Genomic DNA, 17390 nt, shown 5'->3' with positions numbered 1-17390 from the left:
CCTGAAAACCGCCCGGGCCTGGCAGCCTGCCAGCCCGGATGACGCGGTCACACTGCACTGGGCAGGGCCCGGTGGGATGCACGCCACCACCGTCGCCGCCGGACCGTTGTCCCCGGTGAGACACCCCGACTGACAAGCCCACCGCAGGCAGGCGGGGGAGCATGCACACGTACTCGACGGTCACGACCCCTGACCGCCGAGCACACCAGCACGCCCGGAGGAAATCAGTCGACCTTGACGACGAGCTTCCCGAAGTTCTTGCCCTCAAGCATGCCGATGAACGCATCCGGTGCAGTGTCGAAGCCTTCGACGACCTGTTCACGGTAGTTGATGGTGCCGTCGGCGACCTTCGGCCCGACCTCCGCAAGGAACTCGGGGTAGTACTCCTCGGCGAACTCCGTCTGGATGAATCCGCGGATCAGCACACTCTGGGCCAGGATCGTACCCATCGCCGCCGGCAGCCGGTCACGGTCGCCGGCACCGGTGGAGTTGTACTGGGAGACCAGACCACACACCGGCACACGGGCAAACTTGTTCAGCAGCGGCAGAACGGCGTCCCACACCGCACCGCCGACGTTCTCGTAGTAGACGTCCACGCCGTCAGGGCAGGCCTCGGCGAGCTTGTCGGCGAAGTCCGGGTCACGGTGGTCCACCACCGCATCGAATCCCAGCTCATCACGGACGAAGGCACACTTCTCCGGCCCACCGGCGATACCGACCGCACGGGCCCCGGCGAGTTGGGCGAGCTGCCCGACCATCGAGCCGACGGGGCCGGACGCGGCGGCGACAGCGACCGTCTCACCCTTCTTGGGTTGCCCGATGACCTTCATACCGGCGTAGGCCGTGAACCCCGGCATGCCGAGCACACCCAGGGCAGTGGTCGACGGAGCCCCGTGGGTCTGCAGCGTCCACACGTGCTTCGCCGGGACCACAGCGTGGGTACACCACCCGGTGTGTGCCTGGACGAGGTCGCCGACCTCGAAATCGGGGTGTCGGGAGACGGTCACCTCGGCGACCGTCTCCCCCTGCATCACGCCGTCGACGGGGACGGGGGCGGCGTACGACTTCGCGGCACTCATCCGTCCCCGCATGTACGGGTCCAGAGAGAGGTACTGCACCTTCAGTTCAAGCTCACCGTCGCCGACCTGCGGCAACGTGACCTCCTCGGTGCGGAAGTTCTCCGCGGTCGGCGCACCCTTCGGGCGGCTGGCGAGGACGATCTGACGTGCGGTGGTCATGGAGGCATCTCCTTGATTGGTTCGGGTTCGGAGTTCGTTTCTCCGCCCGCCGAGGGTAGCCACTGAACCTGTCAGCGGCACACAGGTTGTCAGATAGAATGACCCACCATGACTGAGTCCGCCGTCTCCCCGGCCCCCGCAGCACAAGACACGACATTCGAGCTCGGCACCAGGGTCGGTTCCGTCGACGGCGCTCCCGCCCACGGTCGCACCGGCGTGATCCACACTCCGCACGGGGACATCCACACACCCGCCTTCATTCCGGTGGCGACGAAGGCGACGGTGAAGACGCTCACCCCGGAGCAGGTCCGGTCGACAGGGGCGGAGGCGATGCTGTCGAACGCCTACCATCTCTACCTGCAGCCGGGTGAGGACATCGTGGACACGGCCGGTGGCGTCGCGGCGTTCGAGAACTGGCACGGCCCGACCTACACCGATTCCGGCGGGTTCCAGGTGATGAGCCTCGGCGTCGGGTTCAAGAAGGTCCTGGCGATGGACGTCGCGAACCTCACCGAGGGCGATATCCGCGCGGCGAAGAAGGAGCGCATGGCCCTGGTGGACGAGGACGGCGTCGACTTCCGCAGCATCATCGACGGTTCGAAGCACCGCTTCACCCCGGAGAAGTCGATGCAGATCCAGCATGGGCTCGGAGCGGACATCATGTTCGCCTTCGATGAGCTGACCACCCTGGTGGACACCCGGCTCTACCAGGAGGAGTCGGTGGAACGGACCCACCGCTGGGCACGACGCTGCCTCGTCGAACACGACCGGCTGACCGCCGAGCGCAGTCACCGGCCACTGCAGTCGCTGTGGGGTGTGGTGCAGGGAGCGCAGTACGAGGACCTGCGTCGTCAGGCGGCGCGGGGCCTGGTGGAGCTGTCGCAGGAGGCGGAGGACGCCGGTCGTCGCGGGTTCGGCGGCTTCGGCATCGGAGGTGCCCTGGAGAAGGAGAACCTCGGCGTCATCACCGGGTGGGTCTGTGATGAACTGCCGGACGAGAAGCCCCGCCACATGCTCGGCATCTCGGAGCCGGACGACCTGTTCACCGCCATTGCCGCGGGGGCGGACACCTTCGACTGCGTGGCTCCGACCCGGCTGGCACGCCGCGGCGGAGTGTACACGCTGGACGGACGCCTGAACCTGATGGCGGGCCGTCACCGCCGCGACTTCATCCCCATCGACGCATCGCTCGGCGGATACGTCTGTGACAACTACTCGCGCGCCTACATCCACCACCTGCTGCGTGCGAAGGAGTTCCTGGCAGGCACCCTGTGCACCCTGCACAACATCCACTTCATGGCGACGCTGACCCGGAACATCCGGACGTCCATCGACGAGGGTCGCTTCGAGGAGTACCGCGACGAGTTCCTCGGCCGCTACTACGCGGACACTCCCCCGGAACTGCGCGGACGCCAGCCCTGATCATCACGTAATATGACCCTGACCTGTGTTTTGTCACATTGTCTCGAGCTGTCACGTCTCTCCGGTGACCGACGTCCGTAACGACACCGAAAGAGACCGCCCATGACCCGCCTTGACCTGATGAAGACCCATAAACGCACCTATGCCGCGGCGGGAGCCTTCGAGTTCGCCGCCCGTAGCGGCCTGGACCGGCGCGCCCGCCTGCTCATCGAGTTACGTGCGTCCTTCCTCAACAAGTGCAGTTTCTGCATCGGCATGCACTCCGACGAGGCCCTGAAGCACGACTTCGGCCAGAACTGGATCGACGCGATCCGGGACTGGACACCGGACGGCGCCGACACCCACTTCAGTGCGTCCGACGACCTCATCCTCGCCTTCACCACAGCCGGCACCCGTCTCAGTGAGGACACCGATTTCGACGTCGAACTCCAGGAACGCGTGATCGAGGAGTTCGGGGAAAAGACCACCGGAGCCCTGATCAGTGAAATCGCCGCGATCAACATGTGGAACCGGCTCGGCGTACTCTCGCAGAAATGACGACCTCCCCGACCTGGATCCGGGAACGCCCACGCCTGGTGGGGCTGGCCTACACCGTGCTCGGAACCTGGGAGGACGCCGAAGACGCCGTCTCCGAAGCATGGCTGCGTCTGCACCGTGTCGACGGAACAAGCCAGGAACCGCAGGACGTGCCCGCGTGGCTGACTGTCGTCGTCTCCCGCATCGCCCTCGACGCTGCGACGACTGCCGCGAAACGACGTGAGTCCTATGTCGGGCAGTGGCTGCCCGACATCGTCGTACAGGACGCCGATCCCGCCGACCGGATCGTCGTGGGGGAAGGCGTCGACCTCGCTTTCATCCGGATCCTCCAGGCGCTCCGGCCCGTGGACCGGATCGTCCTCGTCCTCGCCGACGTCGTCGGAATGTCCCACCAGGAGATCGCGGATGCGGTCGGCAGTACCCCGGCGGCGACACGTCAGCGGCTACGCCGGGCCCGGACAGCCCTGGCCGCACCGTCGGAGGATGCACCGGTCCCCCGGTCTGCGGACCAGTCGTACCTGCATACTCTGGCCGCTTCCCTGAACGCCGGTGACCTCGGCACCCTCGTGGAACAGTTGTCCGAGGGATGCGTCCTGTGGACGGATTCCGGCGGTCTCACCAGGGCCGCGCGGAACCCGGTGTACGGCAGCGACCGCGTCTCCCGATTCCTCGCCGGTCTTGTCGGCAAATACGGGATGCCCCGGGTGTCGGTCGTCGACACGGTGGCAGGCCCGGTGCTCCGTGCGGTCTCCGAGGACATGACCCGTGTCGTCGTCCTCGAGACCGACGGAGGAGCCGGGATCACCGGGATCCAGGTCCAGCGGAACCCGCGGAAGATTCGCTGACCTGGCTGTCCTCCATACGCCGGATCTTCCCGGAGGAGTACGCGTCCTCCAGCTTCGCTCCCTCGACGTCCACCGACGGCAGGATCCGGTCCAACCACCGCGGCATGTACCAGGTGGCGCGCCCGCACAGGAACATCAGCGCAGGGATCAGGGTCATCCGGATGAAGAAGGCGTCGAACAGCACACCGACGCCCAGGGCGAAGCCGAAGATCTGGATGAACGGCAGCGGCTGGGCGATGAAGGAGGCGAAGACGCAGATCATGATCAATGCAGCGGCGGTCACCACCTTGGCGCCCAGCCCGAAGCCGCCGATCACCGAATCCTCGACGGCGTTGTATCTGCTCGTCTTCGCCGCCTCGTGACTGCGCAGGGTGAACCGCTCCCTCATCCGCGAGACAATGAACACCTGGTAGTCCATCGCCAGGCCGAAGGTGACACCGATGAGGAAGATCGGCATGAAGCTGATCAGCGGTCCCGGCGAGTTGATCAGGCCCCACAGTCCTTCCTGCCAGAACAGGACGGTCACGCCGAAGGCGGCCCCGACGGACAGCAGGAACCCGGCGGCGGCCATCACCGGCACCATCAGTGACCGGAAGACCATCAGCAGCAGCACCAGGGCCAGGCCGACGACGAGAGCGAGGTAGATCGGCATCGCGTCGGACAACCGGTCGGTGACGTCCTGCTGGATCGGCACCAGACCGGTGATCCCCATGTCCACACCGGTCTCGTTCTCCAGGACGTTCTGCTGGGCCCGGAGCTGCTGGATGAGCTGCGCGGTGCGCTCGTCGGTCGGACCGGTCTCCGGGGTGACCAGGATCTGTGCGGTGGAGCCGTCCTCCGAGGCGCCGATCAGCTGTGAGTGCTTCACCCCGACGTTGTTGCCTAGCCGGTCCTTCACCGTCACGAACGCGGCCTGTGCCGGTTCGATTCCACTGGAGACCAGCGGTGCCAGTGCAGGGGAGTCCGGTTTCACGTCGTCGGTGTTGACGATGACGAGAAACGGGGAGTTCCGGCCGGCGCCGAAGCCCTCCTCCATCAACTCGGCGGACTGCCGCTGGGTGCTGTCCACCGGGGAGGTCTTGTCCGACGGCAGGGAGAGCTGCAGATTCATGGCCGGCAGGGTCAGCAGAACCAACGATGCGACGACGACGAGCAGGAACCCTCCCGGTGCGCGGTGGACCAGGTGTACCCACCGGGTCCCGAGCGACGGCTGTGTTTTCTGTGTTCTCTTCTCGTGCTGTCCGCGCATCCGACGGGAGCCTCTGCTCCCGGACGCCAGGGAGGCGGCGACCGCGGCATCCGCGTCCTCGACCGTCATTCCTTCGCGGACCTTCGCACCGGTGGCAGCATCCTTCCGGAAGACCCGGTCGCCGAAGGCACCGAACAAGGCAGGCACGAGGGTGACTGCCACGAAGACAGAGAGCAGGACGGTGGCCGCCGCAGCGTAGCCCATGTAGGACAGGAACTCGATGTTCGCCACACGTAGTCCGACCAGGGCGATGATCACGGTCAGCCCAGCGAAGACCACCGCCGAACCGGCGGTTCCCACCGCCAGGCCGGTGGCGTCGGGTCTGGAGCGGCCGTGTCGGAGTTCATCGCGGTACCGGCTCATGATGAACAGGGCGTAGTCGATCGCGACGGCCAGCCCCAGCATGATGCCCAGCACCGGGGTGATGTTGTTCAGGGGGACGAAGGCGGTCGCACCGGTGATGCCGAGCGCACCGATACCCACACCGACGACGGCACTGATCAACGGCATACCCGCGGCGATGAGTGAGCCGAAGGTGATGAACAGGATGATGAACGCGGCCAGCAGTCCGACGGCTTCACTGATCGGTTCGATGACGATCGGGTCACCGAAGCCCGCACCACCGGCTTCGGCCTTCAGGCCGGCGTCCCGTGCGATGTCGAGGGCGTCGTTGACCGCGTCCTTGTCAGCCGGGGTGACGTCGGCGGGCAGGTCGACGTCGAAGGCGAAGGAGGTCGTGCCCGTCCGCCCGTCCGGGCTGAGGGTGGCGACGTTGGCGGCGTCGGCCTCGGCGACATCACGGGGTAAACCCATCTCCGTGGAAGTGTCGATGACCATCTGCGACTGCTGGTCATTGAAGACGACCGGGTTGCCGAAGGAGGAGTCGTCACCGAAATCATCGACGTTGGCGCGGACGGCGTCGACGACCTCGTCGAGGACGCCCATGTACTTCTCATCGCTGAGCTTCTCCCCCTCCGGCGCCTGGAACACCAGGTTCACGTCCGATGCCTCGGCGGGGTTGTCGGTGCCGGGGAACTCGTCCATGAGCATCTGGGTGGCGTGCTGGGACGGCACCCCGTCGATGCTGAAGACATCGTTGTAGCCCTTCTGGATCACCAGCGACCCACCGCCGACAGCGGCGAGCAGGACCGCCCAGATCCCGATGACGAGCCACCGCCTCAGGTAGGACCACCGGCCGAGTCGGAACAGGAAAAGAGCCACGGAGAGGTCAGCCTTCCACGTAGGAGCACAGTGCGAGAGACAATCCTAGTGGACCGCGGCGGTGTTCAGGGCCGCATGGAACTCGTGCCCCAGAGGTCCACTTTCTCACCTGTGCGAACGGTCCTGAGAAGCTCAGTGTTCACCTGGGTTAGATCGCTGGCTATGCTTACCCCCTCTTTCTCCGCATAGAAGTGGTAGATCTCTTCCGACGGAGGGACCGCGAGCACAGGAACACCGGCCGCGACACCGGCTGCGACACCGGTCGGTGAATCTTCCACGACGACCACATCGTCCGGGATCAATCCAAGCCTGTCAATGGCAGTGAGAAAGACCTCCGGGTCCGGCTTTCCGTTATTCAGCTCGTCTCCCGTAACGAGTTCAGTAAGTGAACCTGCGGGCGCAGCATCCTGGACAGCAGACGCCAGAGGCCGGACGCTCTGTGTCCCCAGCGCCGTTACAATCCCGGCATTGTGCAGTTCAGAGAGCAACTCGACAGCTCCGGGCAACCACGGAACCCCGGCACGGTAGATCCCGATAAGCTCTCCGGTCATCCTGTCAATGGCTTCAGCGACGGTCAGGTCGAGCCCCCGGTCGATGATTGTCTGCGCAGTGACTGACAGCGGTCGACCGAAGCAGGAAAAAGCATCCTCTTCCGTCCAGGACACTCCACCAGCGGCAGCGACTGCAGTTTCCGCCCTCGCCCAAAGTGGTTCGGAATTTATGAGGGTCCCGTCCAGGTCGAAGACAACCCCTTGAGGGCGTCATCACTCATTTCAGCACCCGCATGAAGTGGCGGCAGGTTTCCGTCATCGCGTCGCGACCGGGCCGGATGTATTTACGGGGGTCAACGCCCTCATTGTCGTTCAACCAGTCCCGGACGGCACCGGTGAACGCGATGTTGAGTGCGGTGCCGATGTTGACCTTGCGCATTCCGGCACGGGCTGCCGCAGCAAGATCCTCATCCGGGACTCCCGAGGACCCGTGCAGGACCAGCGGGACATCGACACTGGCGGCGATACGTCCAACCAGGTCGATGTCGACGCTGGCGGATCGGGTGGTCATCGCGTGCGACGAACCGACCGCCACAGCGAGAGAGTCGACACCGGTGTCCCGGGCGAACTGTGCAGCTTCCGCCGGGTCGGTCCTGACTCCCGGCGCATGGGCTCCGTCCTTCCCCCCGATCTCACCGAGTTCAGCCTCGACCCAGATGCCGTTGTCGTGCGCCCACTCGGACACCTGTCGCGTCGTGGCGACATTCGCGGCGTAGTCGAGTTCCGCTCCGTCGTACATCACGGAGGAGAATCCGAGATCCTTCACCCGCAGTGCGAGATCGACGTCGGTGATGTGGTCGAGGTGCAGGACGACGGGGGCCGACGACGTTGCGGCGACGGCGACCATCGCGGCGGCAATCGCCTCTGGCCTGCGATGGAAGGCGATGGCGTTCTGGGAGAGCTGCAGGATGACAGGCAGCCCCTCCGCTTCGGCCGCGGCCGTGACGGCCTCGGCGTGCTCGAGGGTGATCACGTTGAAGGCAGTCACTGCGGAGGGGCCGCCCGTGTTACGTGACGGGCCGAGGAGGTCGGTGGCGTTGATGATCATGCAACTGACTTTGCCAGCACAACCACCAGTTCGCAAGCATATCCACTATTGTGCAATATAACCCAAGGAACTACACTTATTTTGCATCCGATATCAAGGAGGTGCGGACATGAGGGATGCCCCCATGTTGGCGACTGAACGCCAACATCATCTGCTCCACGAGCTCCAGAGATCCGGCCGGCTCACCGCCGCAGGCGTGGCCGAGGACCTCGGGACGTCCGTGGAGACGATCCGCAAGGATCTCATCCAGCTGGAGCGGCAGGGTCACCTGCACCGTGTCCACGGTGGAGCATTGCCGGTCACTCCGATGACCTTCGAACCCGACGTCACCACCCGGGCCGACAATCTCGACGAGAAGACGCGCATCGCGTGTGCCGCCCTGACCCGCGTCCCTGACGGTGGTGCGATCGCCGTCGATGCCGGTTCCACCACCCTGGAGTTCGTACGTCAGCTTCCCGATCGCCCGTTGAACGTCTATACGACGGCCCTCTCCATCGCCGGTGCCCTGTCGCACCACCGCAACATACGGGTTTCGACCTTCGGTGGTCTCGTCCGGGCGAACACCACCACACAGGTGGGCCCGCTCGCGCTCAACGCAATCGACAAAATGCACTTTGATGTCGCCTTCGTCGGTACGAACTCCATCTCCCCCGACCGGGGTCTCGCCACTCCCGACGAGGCCGAGGCCGCAATCAAGGCCGCGCTGATCGACCACGGCGAACGGGCGGTACTTCTGGCTGACCACACCAAGTTCACCCAACGGTCACTCATGACATATGCACAGGTCACCGACCTGGACGTCATCATCACCGGGACCGAACTGGACCCCGCGCTGCGCGAGCCCTTCAGCGACACCGACATAGAACTGGAGTACGTATGATCGTCACCGTCACCCCGTCCCCTGCGGTCGACTGGACCGTGGCCACCGACAGCTTCGAGCTCGATGCGGTGAACCGCGCGAGCACGTCGACCCGCGAAGCCTCCGGGAAGGGCGTCAACGTCTCCTGGGCACTCCATCGTGCCGGGGTCCCCACGATCGCCGTCTTCCCGGGGGGCGGTCAGACCGGCCAGTTCATGGAGAACGCCTTCACTGAGGCAGAGATGCCCTTCACCCGGGTCGAGACGGGTCAGGAAGTCCGGACGAACATCACTCTGGTCACTCCGGGCCATTCCACCAAGATCAATGAACCGGGAGTCGACGTGGGCCCCGCGCAACTGCAGCAACTCGTCGACACAGCAGTCGAGGCCACCCGCGGAGCCCGCGCCGTCCTCCTGTGCGGAAGCCTGCCCCCGACCATGTCGCCCGCCCAGTTCGCCGACCTCGTGACGAGCCTCCGGCAGTCGTCGTCGGGGACCGAAGTCGTGGTCGACAGTTCCGGTGAACCTCTCACTGCAGCTCTGGCGGCAGGCCCGTCCCTGATCAAACCGAACGTCCACGAGCTGTCTGAACTGGTCGAGCGGGACATACGGACCATCGGCGACGTCATTGACGCCGCGCACCGGGTGAGGCGGTCCGGTGCCACGGCGGTACTGGCGAGTCTCGGAGCTGACGGCGCGATATACGTCGACGAGGAGAACGCCCTCCACGCTGCCGGGCACGACATCCCCTTCGTCAACTCCGTCGGGGCCGGTGACGCTCTGCTCGCCGGCTTCATGGCCGTGGAGGGAACTCCCGGCACGCGCCTGCACAATGCGGTGCTCTGGGCGTCCAGCGCCGTTGCCCACGCATCAACACTGTTCCCCGTCCGCCCCGACTTCAGCGACCAGATCGTCGTCAGTGACCTGGCGACGTCCACCGACAGGCGAGACGCCGTGCTGACGGAACCGTCGGTACCGCTCGTCACCACCGCGCACGCCACACCCGATACTCGAGAGAGGAAGAACCATGGCTGAGGAGTTCATCGTCGCCGCCACCGGCTGTCCCACCGGGGTTGCCCATACGTTCATGGCTGAGGACGCCCTGAAGCAGGCCGCCGCCAAGCGCGGTATCGAGATCCGTGTTGAGACACACGGTCAGGTCGGACTGGAGAACGAACTCACCGCAGACGAGATCAGACGCGCCACTGGTGTGATCATCGCGGCGGACAAGGAGGTCAACGCCCGTCGGTTCGCCGGTAAGGCGGTCATCGACGTCGGTGTCAAGGAGGGCATCCACCACCCGGACCAGCTCATCGACCGGGTACTGGCCAAGGCCGCCGCAGGAACACCGGGGAACTCCGCCCCCGGGAGCGGTAACGACGAGCCGGAGGACGAGAACGACTTCCTCAACGTCGCAGCCATCGACACATCGGCCGACCAGGGGTGGAGGAAGGCAGGACGCGCCGTCTACAAGCACCTGATGAACGGTGTGTCCTACATGCTGCCGTTCGTCGTCGGTGGTGGCGTGCTTCTCGCGGCGTCCTTCCTCTTCGGGATCTACTCGGCCGATCCCACCTCTGACGAGTACAACCGTTTCGCCGAGATGCTCAACACCGTCGGGTCCACCGGCCTGGGACTGATGGTGCCGGTGCTCTCGGCGTTCATCGCCTTCTCCATATCCAACCGCCCCGGACTCACCGTCGGCCTGATCACCGGCCTCCTGGCCGCCGACATGGGTACCGGTTTCCTGGGAGGCATCGTCACCGGCTTCCTTGCCGGTTACGGGATGCTCTACCTGGGAAAACTCTTCGACAAACTTCCCAAGGCCCTCGGCGGGTTGAAGGCCATCTTCCTCCTGCCGGTCATCGGAACGCTCGTGTTCGGCGGCATCACCTTCGTGATCTCCGCCCCCATGGAATCGATCTCCGTGGGACTGCAGAACTTCCTCGCGGATTTCCAGGGCGCCAGCCCCATCGTGCTGGGAATCATCATCGGCTGCATGGCAGGCTTCGACATGGGTGGCCCGGTGAACAAGGCAGTGTACGTCACCGGTGTGGCACTCCTGGCCGAGGGGAACATGGAGTTCATGGCGGCTGTCTCCGCAGCCTGTATCGCGCCGCCGATCATCACCGCCATCGCCGTCACGCTGTTCCCCAAGGGGTTCGAGGCCGGTGAACGCAAGGCCGGGTACGTCAACTACCTGTTGGGGTCCACCCACATCACCGAGGGCGCGATTCCTTTCGCCGCCCGCAACCCTCTGGTGGTGATCCCGTTGATCATGCTCGGTTCATCGATCTCGGCGATCCTCACCCTGCTGTGGGGCGTCACCTCCCCTGCACCTCACGGCGGCTTCCTCGTCCTTCCGATCGTCGGCAACCCCTTCGGCTGGGTGCTGGCCATCCTCATCGGTTCCGCCGTCTCCGGCGTCCTGTACGGCCTCTACCGGCTCAACCAGTCCCGGAAGACCGCGACGACGGCTGAAGCAGAGGACACAGAGGTCACTGCCACCGCCCCCGAACCACAGGCTTCCGTGAGCCCTGGTGCGCCCACCGCAACCCTGGTGGAGATGTTCACCCGCGACAATGTGCTGGTTGACGTCCACGCGGATTCCCAGGAGGACGCTCTCGCCCGGATCGCCGCCATGGCGACCGACCGCGGGTACGCGACCGACGCCGAGGGCGTCCTCGCCGGGCTGCAGGCCCGCGAGGCACAGATGACGACAGCCCTGATGGACGGCATCGCGATCCCCCATGCCAAGCATCCGGCGATCACCGAAGCTGCCCTGCTGGTCGTGAGGTTCAGTGAACCCGTGGCATGGCCGACCGACAAGGCGCCGGTCTCCGTGGCTGTCACCATGCTCGTCCCCGAGGCACAGGCAGGCACCACCCACCTGAAACTGCTGGCGAAGGTGTCCCGCGCCCTCATGGACGAAGACCTGCGTGCCACCCTCAACTCCGGCACTGCCGACGAGATCTACACCCCGCTCAGCGCGAAACTGGGATAGCCCACCCACGCAGGAACCCCCGCCCCGGTGAGATCACCGGGGCGGGGGTTGCTCTGTGGCGGTGGCGGAGGGATTTGAACCCCCGGTCGCTGTTACACGACGCTCGCTTTCGAGGCGAGTACCTTCGGCCGCTCGGTCACGCCACCGCCGACCAAGTTACAACAACTAGACCCCGTCAGGCAAAACGCAGGAAGCTACTTCCCGGACAGCTTGTCGAGCCCGTCCTTCAGGGTGCTCTTCGCCTTGTCCGCCTTGTCTCCGTCGGTGACCTTGTCGATGGCCTCGCCGGCCTTCTCCTCGACCTGGTCACGGTTGTCGTTGACGGCCTTCTTCGCCTTGTCCGCCATTCCACCAAGATCCATGATGTTCACCCTTCCGTCATGCGGGTCGTGCTCTGACGGGAACCAAGGATAGATGCTCAGCGTCGTTCGCGGAAGAACCCGCGGACAAGTTCCTCGCATTCCCCCGCCAGCACTCCACCCCGCACGGTGACGGTGTGCAGGGGGGATTCCCGGGCCACGTCGACCACGGACCCGCATGCCCCGGTGCGCGGTTCATAGGCTCCGAAGAGGATGCGGCCGATGCGTGCGCCCACGGCGGCACCGGCGCACATGGCACAGGGTTCCAGGGTGACGACGAGGGTGCAGTCCTCCAGTCGCCACGCGTCGCCCCGGGCCGCCGCCGCGGCACGCAGGGCGAGCACCTCGGCGTGGGCGGTGGGGTCGGCGTCGATGTCCCGACGGTTCGTGGCACTCGCCAGTTCCCGGCCGTCGGGATCGAGGACGACGGCGCCGACGGGAACGTCGCCGTCCGGTGTGGACGCGGCGACGGCGAGGGCCCGACGCATCAGCGCGTCGTCGCGGACCTCACGGACGGGGCGGGGCAGGCCGGACCCGGTCACGCCCACCCGGTGTACCCGAGCTTGTCGAGGATCTCCGCGAGGTCGTCGTCGAAGCCGAGTTCCCCGGCCACACGCATGAGCTGTTCGGTGGCGAGCATGTCGCCGTCGTCCAGGATGACCGACAGGACCTGCTCGCTGACCCCGAGGTCGGCGAGGATGTCGAAGTCGCCGTCGGGCCAGGGCGCGTCGGGGTCGTCCGCATCGTCGATGTCGTCGTCGGTGGGCCCGTCGACGTCGAGCTCGGCGAGGATGTCACGGGCGAGGTCGATACCGGGCTCATCATCGTCCTCGACGATGACGGAGGCGTCACTGAGCAGCAGCTGGGCTCCCCGTGGGCCGGGACGTACCAGGGCGCACCAGTCGTCCTCGACACAGACCATGCCGAGCAGCACACCGGCGGCGCGGAGCCTGCCGAGTTCGGTCAGCAGGGGGCGCAGACCGCCGGGGATCTTCCTGTCCAGGACGCGCAGGCGCCACGACGCGCCGCCGGAGTCACCCTCGGCGAGTTCGGCTGCGACGACGAATCCACTCATGGTCGCTAACCGTAGTCGCCCTGTGCCACACTTGAAAGGTGAACACTGCTCCCCCGCCCCCCACCACCACCTCCCCCCGACCTGTCTGTGTGCTCGGCCTGGGGCTGATCGGCGGCAGTCTGATGCGGGACCTGCAGGAGGCGGACCGTCCGGTGTTCGGCTGGAACCGATCGCAGGCGACGGTGGACACTGCCGCCGACGAGGGTTTCGACGTCTCCACCGACCTGGTGGACACACTCCGTCGCGCCGCCGTGCAGGACGCCCTCATCGTCCTGGGGGTCCCCGTCCCTGCACTGCCGTCGCTGCTGGACGCGGTCGCCGAGCACGCCCCGGACTGCGGTCTGACCGATGTCGTCAGCGTGAAGGGGGACGTGCTGGCGCTGGTCACCGACCACGGACTGGCGGAGCGCTATGTCGGCGGGCATCCGATGGCCGGCACGGCCGATTCCGGCTGGGACGCCACCTCACGTGGACTCTTCCGCGACGCGGTGTGGGTGGTCACCCACGACAATGCGCGGGAGGACGCTGCCTGGGTGAATGTCTGGCGACGGGTGGTGGAGATGGCCGAGACCGCCGGCGCGGTGGTGGTGCCGGCGCGTACCGCGGCGCACGACAGCGCGGTCGCCAGGGTCTCCCATCTTCCCCATGTCGTCGCCGAGGCACTGTCCATCACCGCGGACCAGGGGGGCGCCCTGGCGTTGTCACTGGCGGCGACGAGTTTCCGCGACGGTACGCGGGTGGCGGGTACCGCACCGCACCTGGTGCAGGCGATGTGCGAGAACAACCGGGACGCCCTGGTCACCGCGCTGGATGAGACGCTCGGCCTGCTGACCTCCGCGCGAGACGCCCTCGCCGACCCAGACGCGGACCTCGGGCAGATGACCCGTGACGGGCACGACGCCCGCCTGCGGTACGAGGCACGGGCGGGCCGGACGCGCGAGGCACCGTCCAACCGGCCGTTCATCCGGGTGCAGCCGGGTGCCCCGGGGTGGGTGGACCAGCTGCACTACGCCGAGACCGTCGGCGCGCAGATCGGTGTCTTCTAGCGGGCCTGGCACTCGGCGGCGCCACCGTTGGCGGACGCCTCGTCGATCAGGGGGGCGATCCGGCGGGTCATCTCGGCGACGGCCTCGCGGGCCGTCTCTTCCTGACCGTCCTCCGGGATCACGGCCACAGCCACGGGCACCTGGGCGTCGACCGGGCCGACGAGCCCGAACTCGCGCAGGATGAAACTACCGTCGGCGGTGTCACCCCAGCCGCCCTTCACACGGGCACCCTCAAGCTGTGCCAGCCCGGTGCTGTGCTCCTCGGCGAGACGGCCCATCGCGTCGAGGGTCTGCTCGGAGCCCAGGACGCAGGCCATCCGGTTGGCGAAGATCGTCTGGTGGTCGAGGGTCCAGGCGATGTCACCGAAGCCCTCGTAGTCGTCCCTGCTCCAGTCCACGGTGGTGTCGGTCGGGTCGCCGCCCTGGCCCAGGACGGCGCCGAGTGCCGCAGCGGCCTCGTCATCGGATCCCAGGGACTCCCACAGACGCAGGGCTGCGTCATTGTCCGAGACAGTGATGGCCTCGTCGATGTCACCGGTCAGCTCCTCGACGGGGCGACCGTCCCGCAGGCTCTCCTGCACCGCGGCGATGGACACCGGAACCTTGATCGACGACAGTGCGGGGGCGTCCTGCAACTCACCGACGTGGACGATTCCCCCGCCCGCACGCATCGTCGCCCCGGCGGTGACACCGAACTCCTCCGAGATGTCGTCGGTGACGCCGGCGAGCGCGACCCGGATGTTCTCCGCCTCCTCCTCGGAGGTCGGCGCCGAGGACGCCGCGACGTCCTGTTCAAGGGCACGCCGGTTGCGCTCGGCCTCGTCCCCGTCATCCGCGGTGAGTCCGTTGAGGAACACGGCCACGCTCAGGATGGCGAGCAGCAGGCCGCCGACGACCCAGAGATTCCGCTGGTTCGCCCGTACCGTGCCTGCCGAGGGATCCGGCGCACGGTGATGCGTGCCCGTTGTTCTCGCTGACTTCGCTGCCCTGCGTACCACAGCCATCGACACTAGCCCACGCCGTGGCGATTTCAGCAGTCGCCGTCCGCAGCCACCCCGTGAGCACCGGCGACGGTGTCCCTGACCGATTCAACGACCTGGTCGAGCACCCCCTGTGCGGACTCGTAGCTGCCGTCGGTCGCGGTGGCGGCGACGGCGACGGGCACCATCGTGCCGTCATTCACGGGGATCAGGCCGAACTGGCGGAGCAGGTACGTCCCGTCCTCGCGCGGCCCCCAACCGCCCTTGAACCGGGCACCGTCGAACTGCCCGAGCCCGTAGGACTGGTCGGCACTCACCTGCCCCATCGCGTCGAGGACGGGATCCGAACCACTGACGCAACGCAGCTCCGAGGCGAAGGTGACCTGGTCGTCGAGCGTCCAGGTGGTCTGTCCGAAGGTACTGAACTCGGCGCGCCGCTTCTCGGCAGGCACCGTGGTCGTCATGTCGCCGCCTTCACGCAGGACGTCCTGCACGGCCGCGGCGGCGTCCTGCGGGTCTCCGAGGGACGCCCAGAGCGCCTCGGCGGCGTCATTGTCGGAGGCGGTGATCGCCTGCCGCATCTGCCCGGCAAGGGTCTCGTCACCCGGAGCGTTGTTCAGTGCGGCGATCGCCAGCGGCACCTTGCTCGTGGACCAGGCTGCGTCGGCGAGATCGGCCAGCGATCCGCCGGAGCGCCCGTCCCCGGCGTCGAGCAGCACCACCCCGGCCTCACCGGCGACGTCGGGGAGATCCAACGACCCGTCGTCAGCCGTCGGGCCGGGTTCGCTGCCTGTCGTCGGGGCAGGGCCCGTGGTGACCTCCACGGTCGCCGCGTCCGAGGTCACGGTCGGACTGTCGCGGTCGACCTCGCCGATGACACACCCGGTGAGCAGCAGGGACGTCGCCACGACCCCGGACGCGGCCCACCACGCCCGGCTACGCAATGTAGACATTCGCGTTGTTCCCCCCGGCGCAGTGGACGTAGCTTCCTTCGTCCGTGCAGGTCATCTGGTAGCTGTCGCCGGTCACGGGGCTGCGCACGTCGATGGTCTGGTCGGTCTCCCGGTTGTCGAGGTAGGCGTCGACGAAGGCGTTGCGGACGGCCTCGGCGAACTCGTCGCTGGTGTAGTTGTCGCCGGAGGGCGGTGACTTGTAGACGGAGTTGAAGTCGCCGGTGGGCTCGTTGTTCCGCGCGGCGTCGTTCACCGGTTCGGCCCCGGACGGCAGATCCGGCCGGTCGGGCCGGGAGGCGCTGCTGGTCTCCGAGGGGGTCTCCTCGCTGGTCTCCTCGTCCGTCTCCTCATCCGAGGACGGTGCGGACTGACTCGTCATCGGTGCCGGTGCCGCCGCGTCGTCGGACCCGGAGCCGAAGAGGTCGTCCCATTTCCAGACCAGCAGGGCGGCGACGAGGACGATGATCAGCACCGGGATGACCACCAGGAGGACGCGACCGGCCGACGACCCGCCTGCAGTGTGGGGCTGCTGCGGGGAGGGCGGCTGGCCCCAGTCGGGTTGGCCTCCGGCGGCCTGACCCCACTGCGGGTACTGCGGGTACTGCGGGTAAGGGTTCTGGGGGTCGCTGTCCCTGCGTCCCCAGCCGTCGTTCTCAGCCATCGTCAGCCCTTACCTTTCCGCACACAGGATTCTTCGGTGCGTTTCAGTGTAGGGCACCGGAACGGGGCGTGACGCACCCGTCCGGTGGCAGCACCGCCCGGTAGCTGTGCCGGGTCCCCGGCGTGGAGGACGCCGAACCCGGCAGGTCGGCCAGAACGCCGACCGCCGCCAGCGGGTTGACGGCGAGACCCAGGTTCAGTTTCGCCACCGGGTCGTCGTCGTTGACCTGGTCGACGGTGCACCTGTCCTGCTCCGGTGCATCGACGGTGCCGGGACGCCCCTGATGCTCCTATAGTTTGTCAAGCTGCTGCCTCAGTCACCTCAGCCAGATAAGCCCGGTAAC

At 66.8% G+C, this 17390-nt stretch carries 17 protein-coding genes, 1 tRNA gene and 1 pseudogene; 7 read left to right on the top strand and 12 right to left on the bottom strand.

Features of this window, described 5'->3' with window-relative positions:
• Window positions 1-224 precede the first annotated feature (224 nt).
• Window positions 225-1238, bottom strand: a complete 1014-nt coding sequence (locus FS507_RS15765) for an NADP-dependent oxidoreductase (RefSeq protein ID WP_145943723.1) — start codon at window positions 1236-1238, stop codon at window positions 225-227.
• Between the two features lie 108 nt (window positions 1239-1346).
• Between FS507_RS15765 and tgt the strand changes: the two genes are divergently transcribed.
• From tgt to FS507_RS15750, 3 genes are all read left to right on the top strand, one after another.
• Window positions 1347-2660 carry a tRNA guanosine(34) transglycosylase Tgt gene (gene tgt, locus FS507_RS15760; protein ID WP_145943722.1) on the top strand — a complete coding sequence of 438 codons (1314 nt, stop codon included), beginning with the start codon at window positions 1347-1349 and terminating at the stop codon, window positions 2658-2660.
• 102 nt (window positions 2661-2762) lie between these two features.
• The gene (locus FS507_RS15755) at window positions 2763-3197 is read left to right on the top strand and encodes a carboxymuconolactone decarboxylase family protein (protein WP_145943721.1); all 435 of its coding nucleotides are present in this window, start codon (window positions 2763-2765) and stop codon (window positions 3195-3197) included.
• Window positions 3194-4042 (top strand): sigma-70 family RNA polymerase sigma factor, encoded by an 849-nt coding sequence (locus FS507_RS15750; protein WP_145943720.1) that lies wholly within the window; start codon window positions 3194-3196, stop codon window positions 4040-4042. Before FS507_RS15755 ends, FS507_RS15750 begins: the two co-directional genes overlap by 4 nt.
• On the opposite strand, the gene FS507_RS15745 is transcribed toward FS507_RS15750, so the two are convergent.
• The 3 genes and pseudogenes from FS507_RS15745 to FS507_RS15735 all read right to left on the bottom strand — a co-directional run bounded on the left by FS507_RS15745 (window position 3999) and on the right by FS507_RS15735 (window position 8111).
• The gene (locus FS507_RS15745) at window positions 3999-6512 is read right to left on the bottom strand and encodes an MMPL family transporter (protein ID WP_145943719.1); all 2514 of its coding nucleotides are present in this window, start codon (window positions 6510-6512) and stop codon (window positions 3999-4001) included. The genes FS507_RS15750 and FS507_RS15745 overlap by 44 nt on opposite strands.
• A 65-nt stretch (window positions 6513-6577) precedes the next feature.
• Window positions 6578-7252, bottom strand: a pseudogene (locus FS507_RS15740) (HAD family hydrolase); the annotation flags it as partial.
• 28 nt (window positions 7253-7280) lie between these two features.
• Window positions 7281-8111, bottom strand: a complete 831-nt coding sequence (locus FS507_RS15735) for a class II fructose-bisphosphate aldolase (protein WP_145943717.1) — start codon at window positions 8109-8111, stop codon at window positions 7281-7283.
• 109 nt (window positions 8112-8220) lie between these two features.
• On the opposite strand from FS507_RS15735, the gene FS507_RS15730 reads away from it, so the two are divergent.
• Genes FS507_RS15730 through FS507_RS15720 form a run of 3 tightly spaced genes read left to right on the top strand, consistent with a single transcriptional unit; the run spans window position 8221 to window position 11973 of the window.
• Window positions 8221-8991: a DeoR/GlpR family DNA-binding transcription regulator gene (locus tag FS507_RS15730; protein WP_145943716.1), complete on the top strand. Its 771-nt coding sequence runs from the start codon at window positions 8221-8223 to the stop codon at window positions 8989-8991.
• On the top strand, window positions 8988-10004 hold the full coding sequence (locus FS507_RS15725) for a 1-phosphofructokinase family hexose kinase (protein WP_145943715.1): 1017 nt from the start codon (window positions 8988-8990) through the stop codon (window positions 10002-10004). Before FS507_RS15730 ends, FS507_RS15725 begins: the two co-directional genes overlap by 4 nt.
• On the top strand, window positions 9997-11973 hold the full coding sequence (locus tag FS507_RS15720; RefSeq protein WP_145943714.1) for a fructose-specific PTS transporter subunit EIIC: 1977 nt from the start codon (window positions 9997-9999) through the stop codon (window positions 11971-11973). The genes FS507_RS15725 and FS507_RS15720 overlap by 8 nt, the downstream gene beginning before the upstream one ends.
• 56 nt (window positions 11974-12029) lie before the next feature.
• Here FS507_RS15720 and FS507_RS15715 read toward each other — a convergent pair.
• From FS507_RS15715 to FS507_RS15705, 4 genes are all read right to left on the bottom strand, one after another.
• Window positions 12030-12119 (bottom strand) — tRNA-Ser (locus FS507_RS15715).
• Between the two features lie 48 nt (window positions 12120-12167).
• On the bottom strand, window positions 12168-12335 hold the full coding sequence (locus tag FS507_RS17725) for a hypothetical protein (RefSeq protein ID WP_186314730.1): 168 nt from the start codon (window positions 12333-12335) through the stop codon (window positions 12168-12170).
• 56 nt (window positions 12336-12391) lie between these two features.
• Window positions 12392-12820 carry a nucleoside deaminase gene (locus FS507_RS15710; protein ID WP_145943725.1) on the bottom strand — a complete coding sequence of 143 codons (429 nt, stop codon included), beginning with the start codon at window positions 12818-12820 and terminating at the stop codon, window positions 12392-12394.
• A 50-nt stretch (window positions 12821-12870) separates the two neighbouring features.
• Entirely contained in the window at window positions 12871-13407 is a 537-nt protein-coding gene (locus FS507_RS15705) for a tRNA adenosine deaminase-associated protein (protein WP_145943713.1), read from the bottom strand.
• A gap of 38 nt (window positions 13408-13445) precedes the next feature.
• On the opposite strand from FS507_RS15705, the gene FS507_RS15700 reads away from it, so the two are divergent.
• Entirely contained in the window at window positions 13446-14453 is a 1008-nt protein-coding gene (locus tag FS507_RS15700; protein WP_145943712.1) for a prephenate dehydrogenase, read from the top strand.
• Here FS507_RS15700 and FS507_RS15695 read toward each other — a convergent pair.
• From FS507_RS15695 to FS507_RS17720, 4 genes are read right to left on the bottom strand one after another with little or no spacing between them, the layout of a single operon-like run.
• A complete protein-coding gene (locus tag FS507_RS15695) occupies window positions 14450-15457 on the bottom strand; it encodes a hypothetical protein (protein WP_145943711.1) in 1008 nt (335 codons plus the stop codon). The two genes, FS507_RS15700 and FS507_RS15695, sit on opposite strands and share 4 nt — an antisense overlap.
• A 26-nt stretch (window positions 15458-15483) precedes the next feature.
• Window positions 15484-16386 carry a hypothetical protein gene (locus FS507_RS15690; protein WP_260853565.1) on the bottom strand — a complete coding sequence of 301 codons (903 nt, stop codon included), beginning with the start codon at window positions 16384-16386 and terminating at the stop codon, window positions 15484-15486.
• Window positions 16370-17047 (bottom strand): hypothetical protein, encoded by a 678-nt coding sequence (locus tag FS507_RS15685; protein ID WP_145943710.1) that lies wholly within the window; start codon window positions 17045-17047, stop codon window positions 16370-16372. Before FS507_RS15685 ends, FS507_RS15690 begins: the two co-directional genes overlap by 17 nt.
• A 43-nt stretch (window positions 17048-17090) precedes the next feature.
• Window positions 17091-17255: a hypothetical protein gene (locus FS507_RS17720; RefSeq protein WP_186314729.1), complete on the bottom strand. Its 165-nt coding sequence runs from the start codon at window positions 17253-17255 to the stop codon at window positions 17091-17093.
• Window positions 17256-17390 lie beyond the last annotated feature (135 nt).

This window comes from Corynebacterium glyciniphilum AJ 3170, from assembly GCF_007673095.1.
Classification (GTDB): Bacteria; Actinomycetota; Actinomycetes; order Mycobacteriales; family Mycobacteriaceae; genus Corynebacterium.
The sequence above is the reverse complement of the archived record's forward strand: the minus strand, read 5'-3'. Positions and strand labels throughout refer to the sequence as shown.